Origin of the sequence: Amycolatopsis sp. NPDC088138 (genome assembly GCF_044741685.1) — a bacterium.
In the GTDB taxonomy this organism is placed as follows: Bacteria; Actinomycetota; Actinomycetes; order Mycobacteriales; family Pseudonocardiaceae; genus Amycolatopsis.
Genome location: NZ_JBIUTB010000006.1, coordinates 478,811 through 494,364 on the forward strand (window position 1 = coordinate 478,811; position 15,554 = coordinate 494,364).

At 72.5% G+C, this 15,554-nt stretch carries 15 protein-coding genes; 7 read left to right on the top strand and 8 right to left on the bottom strand.

The window, feature by feature from the left end; translation table 11 throughout:
- Window positions 1–522 precede the first annotated feature (522 nt).
- Window positions 523–1,440, bottom strand: coding sequence for a hypothetical protein (locus ACIOD2_RS34075; RefSeq protein WP_400547541.1), 918 nt, complete (start codon window positions 1,438–1,440; stop codon window positions 523–525).
- The gene (locus ACIOD2_RS34080; protein WP_400547544.1) at window positions 1,437–2,306 is read right to left on the bottom strand and encodes a helix-turn-helix domain-containing protein; all 870 of its coding nucleotides are present in this window, start codon (window positions 2,304–2,306) and stop codon (window positions 1,437–1,439) included. Before ACIOD2_RS34080 ends, ACIOD2_RS34075 begins: the two co-directional genes overlap by 4 nt.
- 133 nt (window positions 2,307–2,439) lie before the next feature.
- On the opposite strand from ACIOD2_RS34080, the gene ACIOD2_RS34085 reads away from it, so the two are divergent.
- Window positions 2,440–3,765, top strand: coding sequence for an alginate lyase family protein (locus ACIOD2_RS34085; protein ID WP_400547547.1), 1,326 nt, complete (start codon window positions 2,440–2,442; stop codon window positions 3,763–3,765).
- 11 nt (window positions 3,766–3,776) lie between these two features.
- Here ACIOD2_RS34085 and ACIOD2_RS34090 read toward each other — a convergent pair whose 3' ends face one another.
- A complete protein-coding gene (locus ACIOD2_RS34090) occupies window positions 3,777–4,175 on the bottom strand; it encodes a hypothetical protein (RefSeq protein WP_400547550.1) in 399 nt (132 codons plus the stop codon).
- Window positions 4,176–4,351: 176 nt separating this feature from the next.
- On the opposite strand from ACIOD2_RS34090, the gene ACIOD2_RS34095 reads away from it, so the two are divergent.
- Together ACIOD2_RS34095 and ACIOD2_RS34100 are read left to right on the top strand one after the other, a co-directional pair.
- The gene (locus ACIOD2_RS34095; RefSeq protein WP_400548879.1) at window positions 4,352–5,806 is read left to right on the top strand and encodes a glycoside hydrolase family 76 protein; all 1,455 of its coding nucleotides are present in this window, start codon (window positions 4,352–4,354) and stop codon (window positions 5,804–5,806) included.
- Window positions 5,807–5,842: 36 nt separating this feature from the next.
- Window positions 5,843–7,393, top strand: a complete 1,551-nt coding sequence (locus ACIOD2_RS34100; protein WP_400547553.1) for an FG-GAP-like repeat-containing protein — start codon at window positions 5,843–5,845, stop codon at window positions 7,391–7,393.
- Here ACIOD2_RS34100 and dapA read toward each other — a convergent pair.
- Window positions 7,319–8,251: a 4-hydroxy-tetrahydrodipicolinate synthase gene (gene dapA / locus ACIOD2_RS34105; protein ID WP_400547556.1), complete on the bottom strand. Its 933-nt coding sequence runs from the start codon at window positions 8,249–8,251 to the stop codon at window positions 7,319–7,321. The two genes, ACIOD2_RS34100 and dapA, sit on opposite strands and share 75 nt — an antisense overlap.
- Window positions 8,252–8,324: 73 nt before the next feature.
- On the opposite strand from dapA, the gene ACIOD2_RS34110 reads away from it, so the two are divergent.
- Together ACIOD2_RS34110 and ACIOD2_RS34115 are read left to right on the top strand one after the other, a co-directional pair.
- Complete coding sequence (locus ACIOD2_RS34110; RefSeq protein ID WP_400547559.1) at window positions 8,325–9,263, top strand: LysR family transcriptional regulator; 939 nt, start codon at window positions 8,325–8,327, stop codon at window positions 9,261–9,263.
- Entirely contained in the window at window positions 9,260–9,850 is a 591-nt protein-coding gene (locus ACIOD2_RS34115) for an RDD family protein (protein WP_400547562.1), read from the top strand. Before ACIOD2_RS34110 ends, ACIOD2_RS34115 begins: the two co-directional genes overlap by 4 nt.
- On the opposite strand, the gene ACIOD2_RS34120 is transcribed toward ACIOD2_RS34115, so the two are convergent.
- The gene (locus ACIOD2_RS34120) at window positions 9,731–10,381 is read right to left on the bottom strand and encodes a response regulator (protein ID WP_400547565.1); all 651 of its coding nucleotides are present in this window, start codon (window positions 10,379–10,381) and stop codon (window positions 9,731–9,733) included. The two genes, ACIOD2_RS34115 and ACIOD2_RS34120, sit on opposite strands and share 120 nt — an antisense overlap.
- Window positions 10,382–10,392: 11 nt before the next feature.
- Window positions 10,393–11,571 (bottom strand): sensor histidine kinase, encoded by a 1,179-nt coding sequence (locus ACIOD2_RS34125; protein ID WP_400547568.1) that lies wholly within the window; start codon window positions 11,569–11,571, stop codon window positions 10,393–10,395.
- Window positions 11,572–11,733: 162 nt separating this feature from the next.
- Between ACIOD2_RS34125 and ACIOD2_RS34130 the strand changes: the two genes are divergently transcribed.
- Window positions 11,734–12,186 carry a hypothetical protein gene (locus ACIOD2_RS34130; protein ID WP_400547569.1) on the top strand — a complete coding sequence of 151 codons (453 nt, stop codon included), beginning with the start codon at window positions 11,734–11,736 and terminating at the stop codon, window positions 12,184–12,186.
- A 3-nt stretch (window positions 12,187–12,189) separates the two neighbouring features.
- On the opposite strand, the gene ACIOD2_RS34135 is transcribed toward ACIOD2_RS34130, so the two are convergent.
- A complete protein-coding gene (locus tag ACIOD2_RS34135; RefSeq protein ID WP_400547572.1) occupies window positions 12,190–12,954 on the bottom strand; it encodes a DUF1206 domain-containing protein in 765 nt (254 codons plus the stop codon).
- 100 nt (window positions 12,955–13,054) lie between these two features.
- On the opposite strand from ACIOD2_RS34135, the gene ACIOD2_RS34140 reads away from it, so the two are divergent.
- Window positions 13,055–14,167 (top strand): DNA alkylation repair protein, encoded by a 1,113-nt coding sequence (locus tag ACIOD2_RS34140; protein WP_400547575.1) that lies wholly within the window; start codon window positions 13,055–13,057, stop codon window positions 14,165–14,167.
- 435 nt (window positions 14,168–14,602) lie between these two features.
- On the opposite strand, the gene ACIOD2_RS34145 is transcribed toward ACIOD2_RS34140, so the two are convergent.
- A complete protein-coding gene (locus tag ACIOD2_RS34145; protein ID WP_400547578.1) occupies window positions 14,603–15,532 on the bottom strand; it encodes an NADP-dependent oxidoreductase in 930 nt (309 codons plus the stop codon).
- Window positions 15,533–15,554 lie beyond the last annotated feature (22 nt).

The window sequence follows — 15,554 nt, forward strand, 5'->3', positions numbered from 1 at the left end:
CGCGTCGGTCGGCGATGGCGGCGATCGCCTAGCAGGGTCGTGCTCGGGGTGCGGTGAGGCCTGCTGCTTGTCTGGCGGGGGATTGTGAGCGCGGAGGTGACGGCCTTCGGGTGCGCGGCAAAGGATGTTGCGGCGCGGCGTGTGGCCCGCCGCTCGTCCGGCCGGAAACGGGAGCGCGGAGCTGAAGCGGTGGTGGTAGTTTCCGCGGATGCCGGCCGACGACGAGTGGTACGCCGTGCGCTGCGTCTTCCGGTGGGACGGCGCCGGTGGCACGCCGTTCGAGGAGCGGATCACCTTGTGGCGGGCCGGAAGTCTCGACGCCGCCACCGAGCTGGCCGAGCGGGAAGCTCGCGAGTACGCCGAAGCCGCGGGCGTGACCTACCTAGGCGTACGCGCGCGCTGCGGGAACGGGGCGAGATCCGGCCGGGTACCGAGATGTTCTCGTTGCTGCGGGACAGTTCCCTGCCGCCGTCGGAGTACCTGGACGCGTACTTCGACGACGGCCGGGAACACCAGGGCCGCTCAGCAGCGGGCTAGCGTCGTCCGCAGCAGGTTCGGGTCGGTCTGCGTGAGGTAAGCCGCGCTGAACACGTAGACCTCGTTGCCCCGCACCGCGATCGACGTCGGGTTCTGCAAACCGTCCGCGGCGTCCAGGATCGTCGACGCCACTCCGTCGGCGCCGATCCGGACGACCTTGTTCGGGCTGTCGAGCGCGGCGAGGATCTCGTTGCCGCGGCCGGTGAACGTGAAGTCGTCGACCCCCGCAAGATCGGTGGCTTTGACCTGAGGCGCGCCCGCCCGGCCGTCCGGGAGGATCGGGATGCGGAGCACCGTGCCGCGGTCGAGGTTGGTCACCCACAGCGCGCCGTCGTGGAGCTTGGCGCCGTTCGCGCCGAGGAAGCCGGCCGGGGCCAGCTCGGCCGCGGTCGACCAGGATTTCGCCGCACCACCAACGAAAGGGACCGTCCACACGGTACCGAGCACCGAATCGGTGACGTAGAACCGGTGGCTGTCGAACGCCAGGCCGTTCGGCAGCCCGGTCCCCGGCAGGGCCGCGATCCGCACCGGCGTGCCGCCCGGCCGCAGCCGCCACAGGCCGGTCAGGTCGTCGGTGCCGGTCGCGTACAGGACGTACAGGGTGCCGTCGGACGTCCGGACGATGCCGGTCGTCAGCGGGAACCCCAGTGCCGGAGCGCCGCCGCCGCCGGTAGGTGCGGGCAGCGTGGCCAGGATCCGGGTCCGGCCCGCCCGGTCCACGCGGGCGACCTGGCGCGCGCCGGCGAAGGTGACGTCGGCGGAACCGTCGGGTTCCAGGGCGACGTTCTCCGGCTGCTGCCCGGCGGCGACGTCGAAGTGCACGACGGTGCGTGACGCGGCGGAAGCCGGGGTGGCGGTGAAAACAGTCGCCAGAACAGTGAGGGTCAAGAGCGTCTTCTTCATGATTCCTTCGTTATCGGCGAAAGGGTCAAAGCCGGCCGGGCGAGCAGCAGCAACGCGTGCGCCGAGGCCGAATCCGGCTCCGCCGTCGCGACCACGACCTTCTGCCCCGGCTCGGTGTGCAACGTCTGCTGGGTGACCGTCATGGCCCCCACGACCGGATGGTGCATCTCGTGGATCCCGACGTCGCAGGCGCGGACGCGGTGGTCCGACCACAGCGCGGCGAACTCCGGGCTCTTCATGGAGAGTTCGCCGATCAACGACGCCAGCAGCGGGTCGTCGGGGTGCTGCCCGGCCGTCAAGCGCAGGTTGCCGACGACGTCGCGGGCCTTCGCCGCCCAGCCGGGGTACAGCTCGCGGGTGTGCGCGTCGGTGAACACCAGCCGCGTCATGTTGGGACGGGCGGCTTTGTCGCCGGGCGAGCCGAACGCGAGGTGCCCGGCGTGGAGCGCGTGGCCCGTGCGGTTCCAGGCGAGGACGTCGCCACGCCGGCCGAGCACGACGACCGGGACGTCCCCGAGCGCGGCCACCAGCTGCCGCGTCGCGGGCGACAGCCGTTCGGGCGCTACCCGGCGGCGTCCGGGCCCGCGGCGAGGAGCGGCCAGGTTGTGCAGGTGACGGCGTTCGTCGTCGTCCAGCCCGAGCGCTCCCGCGAGCGCGTCGAGCACCTCGGCCGAGGCGTTGAGTGAGTAACCCTGCTCCAGCCGCGCGTAGTACGACGCGCTGACGCCCGCCAGCAGCGCGAGCTCCTCGCGCCGCAGGCCCGGCACCCGCCGCCGGTCCCCGTACGGGGTGAGCCCGGCGGCCTCGGGGCTCACCTGCGAGCGCCGGGTCCGCAGGAACTCACCGAGCTGCCGTCGTCCGTCCATGGCTCCAGTCTCGGCGCTCCGGACGTCCCCAGCCACACCCTGGCACGGGGACCCTTGTGGAACCGACGACGTTCAGGTATCCAATCAAGCGTCACATTTATGTTTTGTGTTCATGTACATGAACGGAGTAGCAGTGTCGCCACTCAGAACCTTCCGCCGTCTCGGTGTCCTGACCTTGGTGACGGCGACCCTCACCCTGCCGCTGTCCGGGATCGCGTCCGCGGCGCCGGCCCAGGACAGCGGCAGCGTGTGCTCGCTACCCGGGATCGAACGGCTCTGCCCGCCGAAGACCGTCGTGCTCGACGGGAACCGCCTGCTGCTGAACAAGCTCGCGCTGCTCGTCGGGGACCGGACCGTGAAGACATCGCTCGGGAACCTGATCAAGCAGGCCGACGTCGCCGTCAAGGACGGCCCGTGGACCGTCGCCGACAAGGAGCGGGTGCCGCCCAGCGGGGACAAGCACGACTACCTGAGCCTCGCGCCGTACTGGTGGCCCAGCCAGCCGAAGACCGACGCGAACCCGCTCGGCTGCCCGTACGTCCAGCGCGACGGCGTCCTCAACCCCGAGACCACCGCGGTGTCGGACAAGGCCGAGCGGCTCAAGGCGTTCAGCTCGATCTACCAGCTCTCGCTGGCCTGGTACTACACCGGCAAGGCCGACTACGCGCGGCGCGCGGCGCTCGACCTGCGCACCTGGTTCCTCGACGCCGCGACCAAGATGAACCCGAACCTGAACTTCGCGCAGGGCATCCCGTGCAAGAACGACGGGCGCGGGATCGGCATCATCGAGTTCTCCTACACCTTCACCCAGGTGCTCGACGCCGCCGCGATCCTGAGCACCGGCGCACCGGGCTGGTCGAAGGCCGACGAAGGCGCGTTCAAGGGCTGGTCGGGCGAGTTCCTGACCTGGCTGCGGACCAGCCAGTACGGCAAGGACGAGGCCGCGGCCCAGAACAACCACGGCACGTTCATGGACATGCTGACCGCCGGGATCGCGCTCTACACCGGGCAGGACGCCGTCACCAAGGACATCCTCCAGAAGGCCAAGGCGGGCCGGATCGACCACCAGATCGCCGCGGACGGCAGCCAGCCGGAAGAGGTGGCGCGCACCCGCACGTTCCACTACTCGACGTTCAACCTGGTCGCGCTGACCCGGCTCGCGCAGATCGGCCGCCACGCCGGCGTTGACCTGTGGGGCTACCGGAACCCGCAGGGCGGCAGCATCTTCAAGGCCGTCGACTTCCTGCTCCCGGCGGCCACCGGCGGCGCGTCGCAGTGGCACTACCCGGACCTGAACTTCACCCAGTACGCGGCGCTGGACAGCGTGCACGCCGCCGCGGACGCCGGTGACCGGCAGGCCCGCGCGGCACTCCCGAAGGTCCCGGCACCGCCGGGCGGCGACCTCTACCCGGTCCGGCCGGCGGCCGAGCAGCTGGACGACATCTCGACGACCGGCTGAGCCCCCCCGGTTCAGCTGAGCAGCTCCGTGATCGCCGCGGTGGGGACGAACTCGTCCGCCACCGCGGCGAGCGCGGGGTCGAGGGTGACGAACCGGTCGGCCTGCAGCTTGGCGACGGCGAGGTACTCGGCCATCCCGACGTCGGGCCAGTCCAGCCGCACCGCGATCTTCCACGCCGTCGAGCGCGACACGCGGTCGCCGAGCAGGCGAATCTTGAGGCCCGCCAAGCGCTCCAGCAGGACGAGGCCTTCCTCGTCCGTCCGCTCGCCGCGCCGGACGCTCTGGTAAAGGTGCTCCATCGCGTGCGACCGCAGCACGTTCGGGGCGACGAGCCGGTGCTCGGGCGCCACCACCACCTGGCCCTCGGCCAGGCGCAGTGCGGTCAGGGCGTCGATGCCGTACCTGGTCATGCCCCAGGATAACCGGCCCGCAATTTGTCTGGACCAAAAACCGGACAATCGTTGACAGCCGACCGGTTCGGGGCTCAACCTGAAACCGGTTCACCGCCGGGCCCGGGCGGGTTCTCCCTGCCCCCAGTGATCTTCACGCGGATCTCGTGTTCAGCGAGGAGTTCGTCATGCCCGGAATCTGGTTTTCCGTCGTGCTCACCGCCGCGGCACTCGTGGCCCCGCCGACCGCGACCCCCAGTGCGACCCCCACCGCGACCCCGGCCTCGGTGCTCGCCACCATCTGCAACAAGTACTGCGACGCCGCCGATCCGGCGAGCTCGCCCGGCGACCGCCGACCCGTGTCCTCGACGCTGTTCTCGCGCACGATCGCGCTGCACTTCGACGACAGCGACGCGATGGGCTGGGCCACGATCGACAACGGCAGCCCGGGTGACGAGGTGTGGCTCGACCGTTCCTTCGACGGCGGCCGGTCGTGGGCCTCGGGCAGCAGGCTCGGCGCCACCGCCGTCCCCGCGAACAACCGCGGCTGGCGCACCCTGATGTACAACGTGGACGACTGGAACAACACCGGCGTCGGCGCGCTGCGGGCGTGCGGGAAAGCCGTGGACCGGGCGGACATCGCCTGCACGGCGTGGGCCCGCACGACCTGGAACGCCGGGGAGCGGCGGACGGCCGCGGCCACCGCGCAGATGATGTTCTACAACAACTCCACGGGCTTGTTCGACACCACCGGCTGGTGGAACTCGGCGAACGCGCTCACCGCGGTGATCCGCAACGTCCAGGTCACCGGGATGCCCAGCTACCGCTACGCGATCGCGCGGACCTATGACAAGAACTTGGGCGGCGCGCTGGGGCAGTTCCGCAACGACTACATCGACGACACCGGCTGGTGGGGCCTCGCCTGGGTGCTGGCCTACGACGTCACCGGCGACAGCCGCTACCTGAACACCGCCCGCGCCGACGCCGACCACATGGCCTCCTACTGGGACGGCACGTGCGGCGGCGGGGTCTGGTGGAGCACCGCGCGGACGTACAAGAACGCGATCGCCAACTCCCTCTACATCCAGCTCAGCGCGGCGCTGCACAACCGGATCGGCGGCGACAGCGTCTACCTGAACCGCGCGAAGAGCGGCTGGACCTGGTTCCAGGGCACCGGCATGGTGAACGGCTCGTCCCTGGTCAACGACGGCGTCGACCTGGGCACGTGCCGCAACAACGGCAGCACGGTCTGGTCGTACAACCAGGGCGTGCTGATCAACGCGCTGACCGAGCTGAACCGCGCGACCGGCGACGCCGGGCTGCTGACGACGGCACGACGGCTGGGCGACGCCAACGTGAACTCGTCGTCGCTCAACACCTCCGACGGCATCCTGCGCGACCCGTGCGAGGGCGGCGACTGCGGCGGCGACGGCCCGTCCTTCAAGGGCGCCGACGTCCGCGGCCTGGCCGCGCTCAACGCGGCGCTGAGCGACCACCCGTACACGACGTACCTGCGCCGCCAGGCCGATCGGGCGTACTCGGCGGACCGCAACGCGCTCGACCAGTACGGCCTGCGCTGGGCCGGCCCGCTCGACAAGATCGACGCCGCCCGCCAGCAGAGCGCGCTCGACATGGTCAACGCGGCGTCCTGAATGGACGGTGCACCCGGCTTCCGGAGGTTTCCCTTGATGCGCCGCCTTTTCGTCGTCACCGCCTTGTTGGCGTTCAGCGTCGTCGTGGTGCCGGCGGCGTCCGCCGCGGCGCTCGGGCCCGCCGTCCGGATCATGCCGCTCGGCGACTCGATCACCTGGGGCGTCGGCAGCGCCACGACGTCGTCGTACCGGGCGCCGCTGTCGCGGATGCTGGACGCGCAGTCGCGGTATTCGGCGCGGTTCGTCGGGACGCAGGCGTCGGGAAGCCTGCCGGGGCCCGCCAACGAGGGCCACAGCGGGTACACGATCGACCAGCTCACCGCCGGGATCGACGGCTGGGCCGCGTTCGCCCGGCCCGACGTGGTGCTGCTGCACGTCGGGATCAACGACCTCAACCGCGGCGTCGACGTCGCCCATGCGCCGCAACGGTTGCGGACGCTCGTGGACCGGATCTTCGCGGACCGGCCCGGAGTCGCGCTGCTGTTCCTGGGACTCATCCCGACCACTCCCGGGCTGGAGAGCGCGACCGCGTCGTTCAACAGCCAGGTGAAGGCCATGCAGGCGAGTGAACAGCAGGCGGGACACCGGTTCCGCTACGTCGACCCGCCGGCGCTGACCTCCGCCGAGATGGCCGACGGCTTACACCCGGACGACGCCGGGTACCAGCGGATGGCCCAAGCCCTGTACGGGCCGCTGGACCAGGCCTACACCGACGGCTGGATCGCGACGCACCCCACGCTCGGCGCGGCTTCGGAAGCCGGTTCGGGAAAGGTGCGCTGGGCGGACTTCGACGGTGACGGCCGGGCGGACTACCTGACGATCGCGAGCACCGGTGCGGTGTCGGCGTACGTGAACCGGGGTGGTGACGGCCGTGGTGGCTGGTCGGTGCTGGGCCAGGTGGCGACCGGCACGACCACGGATCCGGCACGGGCGCGGCTCGCGGATTTCGACGGTGACGGCCGAGCGGACTACCTGACGATCGCGAGCACCGGTGCGGTGTCGGTGTTCCTGAACCGCGGCGGTGACGGCCGCGGCGGCTGGCTGAACCTCGGCCAGGTGGCGACGGGCACGACCACGGACCCGGCGCGCGTCCGGTTCGCGGATTTCGACGGCGACGGGCGGACGGACTACCTGACGATCGCGAGCACTGGCGCGGTTTCCGTCTACCTGAACCGCGGGGGAGACGGCCGCGGCGGCTGGCTCGGCCTGGGCCAGGTCGCGACCGGGACGACGACCGACCCGGCGCGCGTCCGGTTCGCCGACTTCGACGGCGACGGCGCGGCCGACTACGCGGCGATCGCCGATTCCGGCGCGGTCACCCTGTACCTGAACCGCGGCGGCGACGGCCGCGGCGGCTGGTGGCAGTACGGCCAGGTCGCCACCGGCCTGACCACGACGGCCGACCGCGTCGCGTTCGCCGACTTCACCGGCGGCGGCACCGCCGACTTCACCGGCGGCGGCACCGCCGACTACACCCTGACCGACCCGTCGACCAACGCGGCGACGGTCTATTCATGGCAGGGCGGCGACGGCCACGGCGGCTGGACCGACCTCGGCAAGGTGGCCGCCGGCGTCCCCGTCGGCTAGGACCTCCCGCAGCCGTTGGAGGTGGTGTGGCGGTGACTCCAGCAGCGGCAGCCGCACCGTCGCGTGGGGGATGATTCCCCGCTGTGCCAACGCCGCCTTCGCCATGATCGCCCCCTGGGACGTCCGCATGATCGCCTCGGCCACCGGGAGCAGCGACGCCTGGATCGCCCTCGCCGTGCCCAGATCGCCGCCGCGGACCGCGTGGATCAGGGCCGCGTTGCGGTCGGCGAAGACGTTGCCCACCACGCTGACCAAGCCCGTCGCGCCGGCCGCGAGGTAGGGCAGGTTCAGCTCGTCGATGCCGCAGTAGTAGGCCAGCGATGTGCGGGCCAGGACCGTCATCGCCTCGAACAGGTCGCCCTTGGCGTCCTTGACCGCCTGGATGCGCGGGTGACCGGCCAGCTCCAGCAGGGTCGGGACCTCGAAAGTGACGCCGGTGCGCGCGGGGACGTCGTAGAGCATCACCGGCAGCGAGGTCGCGTCGGCGACCGCGACGCAGTGGGCCACCACCCCGGCCTGGGTGGGCCGCGAGTAGTACGGGCAGACGAGCAGCAGCGCGTCGGCGCCCGCGGCCTCGGCTTCGCGGGCGCGGCGGACGCTCGTGGCCGTGTCGTAGGTGCCGATCCCGGCGGTCACCCGCGCCCGGCCCGCCGCCCGCGCGGCCACGGCGCGGACGAGCCGGGCCGACTCGGCGTCGGTCAGCGTGGGGGATTCGCCGGTCGTCCCGCCGACGACCAGGCCGTCGCAGCCGGTGGCCAGCAGGTGGTCGACCAGGCTCGCGAGCCCGGGGTCGCCGATCGCGCCGCCGGGGTTCATCGGGGTCACCATGGCGACGAGGTTGGTGCCGAAAGGCGTCATGGCGCCGACTCTCCCGCGCTCGACTACCACGGTCCAGCGATGCTATTTCGCCAGTATTGAGTAGCTTGGCTTCATGATCGACGTCGATGCCCTGCGTGCGCTCCGGTCCGTGGCGGCGCTCGGGACGCTGGTGCGGGCGGCCGACGAGCTCGGGTTCACGGCCTCGGCGGTGTCGCAGCAGCTCAAGCGGCTGGAACGGCAGCTCGGCGTGGCCGTGCTCGCGCCGGCCGGCCGCGGGGTCGTGCTCACCCCGGCCGGGCGGGCCCTCGTCGACGCGGCGCCCGAGGTGTTCCAGGCCCTGGAGCGCTGCGCCGAAGCCGCCCAGTCGGTCTCGGCGGGCGCGCCGCGCGGCACACTCCACGTCGTGGCCTTCTCGACCGGCATCCGCGGGCTGCTCGCGCCCACCCTGGCGGGGCTCGCGGCGCGCTGCCCCGACCTGCGCGTCCGGATCACCGAGCAGGACCCCGACGAGGCGCTGCACAGCGTCGACGCCGGCACCGCCGACGTCGCCCTGGTCCACGACGCCGACGGCCTGCCGGTCCCGCTGCGCCCGTCCCTGACCCGGCGACACCTGCACACCGACGTCGGCGACGTCGTGCTGAGCCGGGCGCACCCGCTCGCCGAGCGCGGCGAGCCCCTCGACGAGGGTGATCTCGCCGGGCACGCGTGGGTGACCAGCCCGCCCGGCACGGTGTGCCACCAGTGGTTCCGGCGGCTCGTACCCGACGAACCCGACGTGCGGCACCTCGTCGACGATTTCGCCACCCAGCTGGCACTCGTCGCCGCGGGGGACGTCCTCGCGCTGGTTCCCCGGCTGGCCCGCCCGCCGCTGGGCGGCGGACTCGTCTCGCGATCCCTGCGGCGGCCACCGAAACGCGAGGTCCACGCCGTGTGGCGCCGCAGCGCGGACGCCAGCCCGGCGATCCGGGCACTGCTCGCCGAACTGTCCACAAGGGACAAAGAGAGGCTCAACGCGCGCCCCGACCCCGGGGCGGAGATCATAGGGCCATGACCGGTTCCCCGCCCGAGGGCCGCATCGGGCCCGGCGTCGTCGGGCGCAGGCTCGTCCAGTTCTTCCTGGACGAGATGCTCGTCTTCGTGCCGATGCTGCTGCTCGCCGTGCTGGTGGTGGTGCTGTTCCACCCGAGCGGGCTGGTGGCGCTGGTGACGTTCCTCAAGGTCGTCTTCATCACCATGATGGTGCTGGACTTCCTGGGCCTGTGGTTCGTCACGACGTGGTGGCCCTACCGGCACGGCGGCCAGACGCCGGCGATGCGGTGGCTGCGGCTGCGCGTCGTCATGCTCGACGGCTCGCACCCGCCGTTCCGGCTGTTCTTCGTGCGCCAGCTGCTGATGCTCATCGACGGTTTCGCGTGGGGGATCGCCGGGGTCGTCGTGATGCTGTGCACGCGGCGGCGCCAGCGGTTCGGGGACGTCGTGGCGCGCACCGTCGTCGTCCGGGTGCCCAAGCGGGCGAAGTCAGCGGACGAGGCCGCTTTCCCAGGCCCAGATGGCTATCTCGGTGCGGTTGCGGGCCCCGAGCTTGCGCTTGGCCGCGCCGATGTGCGTCTTGACGGTGGGCAGCGACACCACGAGTGAGCGGCAGATCTCGTCGTTCGTCGCGCCGCGGGCGATCGCTCGGACGACGTCGAGCTCGCGCGGGGTCAACGGGTTCTCCGGTGCGGTGGCGCGCCGGGGATCTCGGTGCGCGTAGTGCGCCAGCAGCCGGGTCGTGATCGCCGGAGACACGAGCGCCTCGCCGTGGGCGGCCGCGTGCACCGCCTCGATGAGCAGGCTCGGCCCGGCGTCCTTGAGCAGGAAGCCGCAGGCGCCGGCGCGCAGGGCCGCGTGGACGTTCTCGTCGAGGCCGAACGTCGTGACCATCACGACGTGCAGCGGGTCCGGCACGTCCGGGCCGGCGAGCAGCTCGGTGGCCCGCAGCCCGTCCACGCCGGGCATCCGGATGTCCATCAGCGTCACGTCCGGGCGCAGCTCCCGGGCCGCGCGCACGGCCTGCTCGCCGTCGGCCGCTTCGCCGACGACCTCGATGTCCGGTTCGCCTTCGAGGATCAGCCGGAACCCCGCGCGGACCATCGCCTGGTCGTCGGCGATCAACACTCGCGTGGGCAACCGTTCCCTCCTCAGCCGGGCCCCAGCGGCAGCCGCGCGGCCACCCGCCAGCGCTGCCCCTCCACCGGGCCCGCGTGCACCGTACCGCCCACCGCCGCCACCCGCTCGGCCATCCCGAGCAGGCCGTAGCCGCCGCGGCGGGCGGGCCGGGCGGCGCCGTCGTTGACCACCTCGACCCGCAGCTCACCGCGGGGTTCGTGGCGCACGAGCACCCGGACCTCGGCGGCGTCGGGCGCGTGCCGTCGCACGTTGGTGAGTGATTCGGTGAGCAGCCGGTGCGTGGTCGTCACGACCTCGGGCGTCACCGGGAGGACCGCGAGGTCGTCGCTGACGTCGAGGTGGATGCGGGTGTCGTCGGGCACCGCGCGGTCGACGGCGGTGGCGAGGTCGGCGGGCGGGACGAAGAGGTCCTCGCCGTCGGTCCGCAGCGCGCCGACGAGCCGGCGCATCGCGGAAAGCGCCGCCGCACCGGCGGTTTCGAGCTCGGCGAACGTCGCGGTGTCGCCGTCGGTGCGTTCGGCGACGCGGTGCGCGGCCTGCACGCGCACGACGATGCCGGTGATCTGGTGCGCGACGAGGTCGTGCAGCTCCCGGGCGAGCCGAAGCCGTTCGGTGGTGCGGATTTCGAGGACGTCGGCGCGGTTGCGGGCCTCGGCGTCGCGCAGGACCAGCCCGACGGCGAGCGCGCCGCCCCACAGCAGCGCGGCCACGGCGGCGAAGAGCGCGGCCGGGGTGCCGGCGCCGTAGCGCAGGATCGGGGCGAGGGTGGTGGCCGCGCCGCCGAGGATTGCGAGGGCGGCTGCGGGCCGCGGGGCGAGCCGGTGGCAGCAGGCGCCGACCAGCAGCGCGATGGCGAGCGCTTCGGCCCCGCTGGGCAACGGCGGCAGGCGCTGGCCCGCCGCCCCGATCACCGCCGTGATCGCCGTGCCCAGCAGGGAAAGCCCGGACACCGCGGCCGCGAGCGCCGCGGTGTGGTCGGGAAACCGGCGGCGCAGCACGGCCAGCAGCGCGACGACCGGGCCGAGCCCGGGGGCGAACTCGAGGGTGAGCGTGGCGAGGTTGCCCTGGGCCGGTCCGGCGCGGATGGCGAGGGTCATGTCGAGCAGCACCAGCGCGCCGAGGACGGCCGCCTCGGCCACGAGCGGGCCGCGGCGGCCCGGCAGGACGAGCACCGGTCGCGCGGAGGTCATGGGCCGATGGTGCCCCACGCGGCGGCGTCGTGCCGCGTCACCGGCGCCATCTCATCCCTGGGTACGAGACGGCGCCGGCGATTTCGTACCGCCGGTTGATCGCTTCCGCGCCGCGCCTGGCCAGACTCGGGACGGAAGACGAAACGAGACGGAGGGATTCCGATGCAGGAGACCGCTTTCGTGCCCGGCCCGCGGCCGGTGAACGGGAAGATCACCGGCCTGCCCGGCTGGTACTTCGTGCTGGTCGGCCTGCTCGTGGCCAGCAACGACCTGAGCACTCAGTTCGCTGACCGCTATTCCTGGGTGGCGTACCTGCCGCTGGCGCTGGTCGCGGTGCACCTCGTCCTGTGGTTCACGCTGCTTTCCCAGCGCCGGCAGTACCTGCGGGCCGTGTGGCGCAGCAAGCAGGCCCTCGGCCTGGTCGCCGTGCTGTTCGCGGTGCGGCTGGGGCTGCAGTTCGGCCTGGCCGCGCTGACCGACCACGTCGCGCCGTTGCACAGCTACACGCACCTGATCATCGGGCTCGTCATGCTGGTGCTGACCACGGCCGGGGCCTGGTTCGACCAGTGGCTCGTGCTGCGGGTGGTGAACAAGCAGCAGCACCCCGGGTTCTGAAGCTCAGATCTTGCGGAACCGCGCGTCGAAGAGCGCGAACACGCCGAACACGGCGATGCCCGCGGCGAGGACGAGCAGCAGCGGCTGCCCGTACGGCTGGACGGCGAGCGTCTTCAACGCGGGATCGAGGCCGGCGGCCTTGGCCGGGTCGTAGTTCACGGCGGCCAGCACGAACATCACGCCCACGACGGCGTAGGCCACCGCGACGGCGCACCAGCCCACCTGGCCGAGGCGCTCGGCCGACCGCCGGACGGTCCGGGTGGCGCCGCCGAACTCGAGGTCGTGCAGGAACGTCTTACGCAGGCCGCGGTGGATGAGGAAGGCCGCGACGCCGAGCACGCCGATCCCGGCCGCGACCACGACGACCGCGCCCCACGGCTGGGCGAGCAGGCCGGCGACCAGGGACTTGCCCTTGCTCGGGGCCCCGACGGCGGTCTTGCCCGCGCTGTAGGCGACGAGGGCGTACAGCGCGACCTCGATCCCGCTGGTCACCCGCCGCAGCACCCGCCGGCGGCCCTTGACGTGCCGGTGGCCGGCGATTGCCTCGGTCAGCTGCCAGATGGCGAGCACTCCGGTGCCGGCCGTGACCAGCCACAACAGCCAGACGCCACCGCCTTCGGCGACGAGCTGGAGCGCGCCGGCCTTGTCGGCTTTTTCGTTGTCGCCCAAGGCGACCTGGGCGGCCAGCCAGGCCACGACGAGGTGCACCACGGCGTAACAGGCCAGCCCGACTCGGGCGATCAGGGCGAACCCCTTGAAATCGGGCATCCGCCGATCCTTGTCTACCGGGCCCGGAATGACCAGCACGGTTTTTGTCGGTGGTGGTGCGTACGGTCGAGCCGACCGAACATCCAGACCGGAGGACCCCATGCCCTTCGCCGACGAACTGATCGGCACCCCCGCGGCCCGCGCCCTGATCGCGGGCCTGCGCGTCGCCGCACCGAAGGCGCGGCTGACCGGGTTGCGCGCGGCCGAGGGCGCGCTCGGCCCGCTGTCCCTGCGCGAACGCAGCGACCTCCTGCGTGACGCGCTGCTCGCGGACCTGCCGGGCGACTACGCGTCGCTGGCGGCGGTGGTGCGGACCGCGGCTGAGGAGTCGCCGTCGTTCACCGGCTGGCTGATCTGGCCGGTCACCAGCGCGATCGCGGTCAAGGCGGTGGGCGACGGTAGTTCGGGCGCGTTCGACGACGCCCTCGCGCTCTTGGCGGAGCTGACGCCCCGGCTGACGGCCGAGTTCGCCCTGCGCGTCCTGCTGAACCACGATCTGGACCGAGCGCTGGGCGTGATCCAGGGCTGGACGGCGTCGGACAGCCCCGACGTGCGCCGCCTCGCGTCCGAGGGCACCCGCCCGATGCTGCCGTGGGCCGTGCGGGTGCCAGGCGTCCTCGCGTCGCCGAAAGCGACCCTGCCCGTTCTCGACGCGCTGTACCGGGACGAGAGCGAGTACGTCCGCCGCTCGGTCGCCAACCACCTCAACGACCTGAGCCGCCGCGAGCCGGACCTGGTCGTCGAGACGGCGTCCGCGTGGCTGGCCGAACCCGGCCCGGATGCGGCGGCCACGACCCGCTTGGTCCGCCACGCCCTGCGCACGCTGGTCAAGCAGGGCCACCCGGGCGCGCTGGGCCTGCTGGGGTTCGCCCCGGCCCGCGTCGACGTGACCGGCCCGCTGCTGGTGTCGGACACGGTGGTGATCGGCGAATCGCTGGCGTTCACGGCCTCGGTCCGCAACCTGGAACCGGAACCGGCCCGCCTGGCGATCGACTACGTGGTCCACCACCGCAAGGCGAACGGCACCTCGACGACCAAGACGTTCAAGCTGACCACCCAGCTCGTACCACCGGGGGAGACCTACGAGCTGGCCCGCGAACACTCGTTCCGGGTGATCACGACCCGCCGCTACCACCCCGGGCCGCACGCGGTGGAGCTGCAGATCAACGGAGTCCGCGCGGGGCGCGCGGACTTCGACCTGGTGACCGGCTAGCCCGGCCCCGAGCGCCCCAAGGCGGCCTTGGTTGCGTCTGACGCACCGAAGGCCGCCTTGGGTGCGTCTCGCGCACCGAAGGCCACCTTGGGGCGCCGGTTCGCCGGAGATCCGGAGTTTTGCCGGTGCCCGCCCGCCTCTGCCGAGCGCCCGAGGTTGTCGGCGGCCGGTCCGGCACCGCGCCCCAAGGCGGCTTTGGTTGTGTCTGGAGCACCGAAGGCCGCTTTGGGTGCGTCTCGCGCACCGAAGGCCACCTTGGGGTGCCGGTTCGCCGGAGATTCGGGTTTTGCCGATGCCCGCCCGCTCCTGCCGAGCGCCCGAGGTTGCCGGCGGCCGGTCCGGCACCGCGCCTCAAGGCGGCTTTGGTTGTGTCTGACGCACCGAAGGCCACCTTGGGTGCGTCTCGCGCACCGAAGGCCACATCGGGGCGCTTGATCAGTGCAGCAGCACGATCTTCCCTCGAGCGTGCCGGCTCTCCATGAGTTCGTGTGCGGCCGCGACCTCGTCCAGCGGGAACGTCGCCGCCACCGGGATCCGCAGCCGGCCCTCGTCGGCGAGGGTGACCGCGATCGCAAGACCGTGCAGCGCCAACGGATCCGCACCCGGAGTTCCCGGTGCGCCGTGGGAGAAGTGCACGCCGTGGGCCGCCGCGGTGAAGTCGGCCAGCGTCACCACCCGCGCCGGATCACCCGCTACCGCCACGAGATCCGGCAGAGCGCCGCCTGCGCAGTCGACCACCGCGTCCACTCCGGACGGTGCCAACACACGCACCCGCTCCACCAGCCCGGGTCCGTACGTCGTCGGCTCCGCGCCCAGCGAACGCAGGAACTCGTGGTTTCCCGCGCTGGCCGTGCCGATCACCCGCGCGCCGCGCGCGGCCGCGAACTGGACGACGGCCGTGCCCGTCCCGCCCGCCGCGCCCTGCACCAGCACCGTCTGCCCGGCGCCGACCTCGAGCCGGTCGAGGACGCGGGTGGCCGTCTCGGCCGCTCCCGCCGCGCCGCCCGCCTCCGCCCAGCTCCACGCCGAAGGCTTCCGTGCCCACGCTGCCAGGACCGCGAAATCGGCGTTGGCGCCGCGCGTCGCCGCGGGGGCCGTGCCGAACACCGCATCGCCGACCGCGACGTCCGTGACGCCGGCGCCGATCTCGTCGACCACGCCCGCGGCGTCGAACCCGGTGCGGAACGGGAACGTCACGGGCACGGCGTCCCGCAGCTCGCCCGAGCGAAGGCGGATCTCACCGGGCGAAACCGCGGAAGTCCTTACGGTGACACGGATCTCGCCCGGTCCGGCGTGCGGCGCCGGCACGTCGGCGACCTCCACCACGCTGGACGGACCGTAGGAGGAAAACTGGACTGCTCTCATGTGACCGAACGTAACGGAGCAC

Excerpts from the sequence above, each read along its gene's own strand:
- ACIOD2_RS34080 (WP_400547544.1), bottom strand. The coding sequence starts at position 2,306 with ATGGACGGACGACGGCAGCTCGGTGAGTTCCTGCGGACCCGGCGCTCG.
- ACIOD2_RS34115 (WP_400547562.1), top strand. The coding sequence starts at position 9,260 with ATGACCGGTTCCCCGCCCGAGGGCCGCATCGGGCCCGGCGTCGTCGGG.
- ACIOD2_RS34125 (WP_400547568.1), bottom strand. The coding sequence starts at position 11,571 with ATGACCTCCGCGCGACCGGTGCTCGTCCTGCCGGGCCGCCGCGGCCCG.
- dapA (WP_400547556.1), bottom strand. The coding sequence starts at position 8,251 with ATGACGCCTTTCGGCACCAACCTCGTCGCCATGGTGACCCCGATGAAC.
- ACIOD2_RS34140 (WP_400547575.1), top strand. The coding sequence starts at position 13,055 with ATGCCCTTCGCCGACGAACTGATCGGCACCCCCGCGGCCCGCGCCCTG.
- ACIOD2_RS34145 (WP_400547578.1), bottom strand. The coding sequence starts at position 15,532 with ATGAGAGCAGTCCAGTTTTCCTCCTACGGTCCGTCCAGCGTGGTGGAG.
- ACIOD2_RS34135 (WP_400547572.1), bottom strand. The coding sequence starts at position 12,954 with ATGCCCGATTTCAAGGGGTTCGCCCTGATCGCCCGAGTCGGGCTGGCC.
- ACIOD2_RS34100 (WP_400547553.1), top strand. The coding sequence starts at position 5,843 with ATGCGCCGCCTTTTCGTCGTCACCGCCTTGTTGGCGTTCAGCGTCGTC.
- ACIOD2_RS34130 (WP_400547569.1), top strand. The coding sequence starts at position 11,734 with ATGCAGGAGACCGCTTTCGTGCCCGGCCCGCGGCCGGTGAACGGGAAG.
- ACIOD2_RS34075 (WP_400547541.1), bottom strand. The coding sequence starts at position 1,440 with ATGAAGAAGACGCTCTTGACCCTCACTGTTCTGGCGACTGTTTTCACC.
- ACIOD2_RS34110 (WP_400547559.1), top strand. The coding sequence starts at position 8,325 with ATGATCGACGTCGATGCCCTGCGTGCGCTCCGGTCCGTGGCGGCGCTC.
- ACIOD2_RS34090 (WP_400547550.1), bottom strand. The coding sequence starts at position 4,175 with ATGACCAGGTACGGCATCGACGCCCTGACCGCACTGCGCCTGGCCGAG.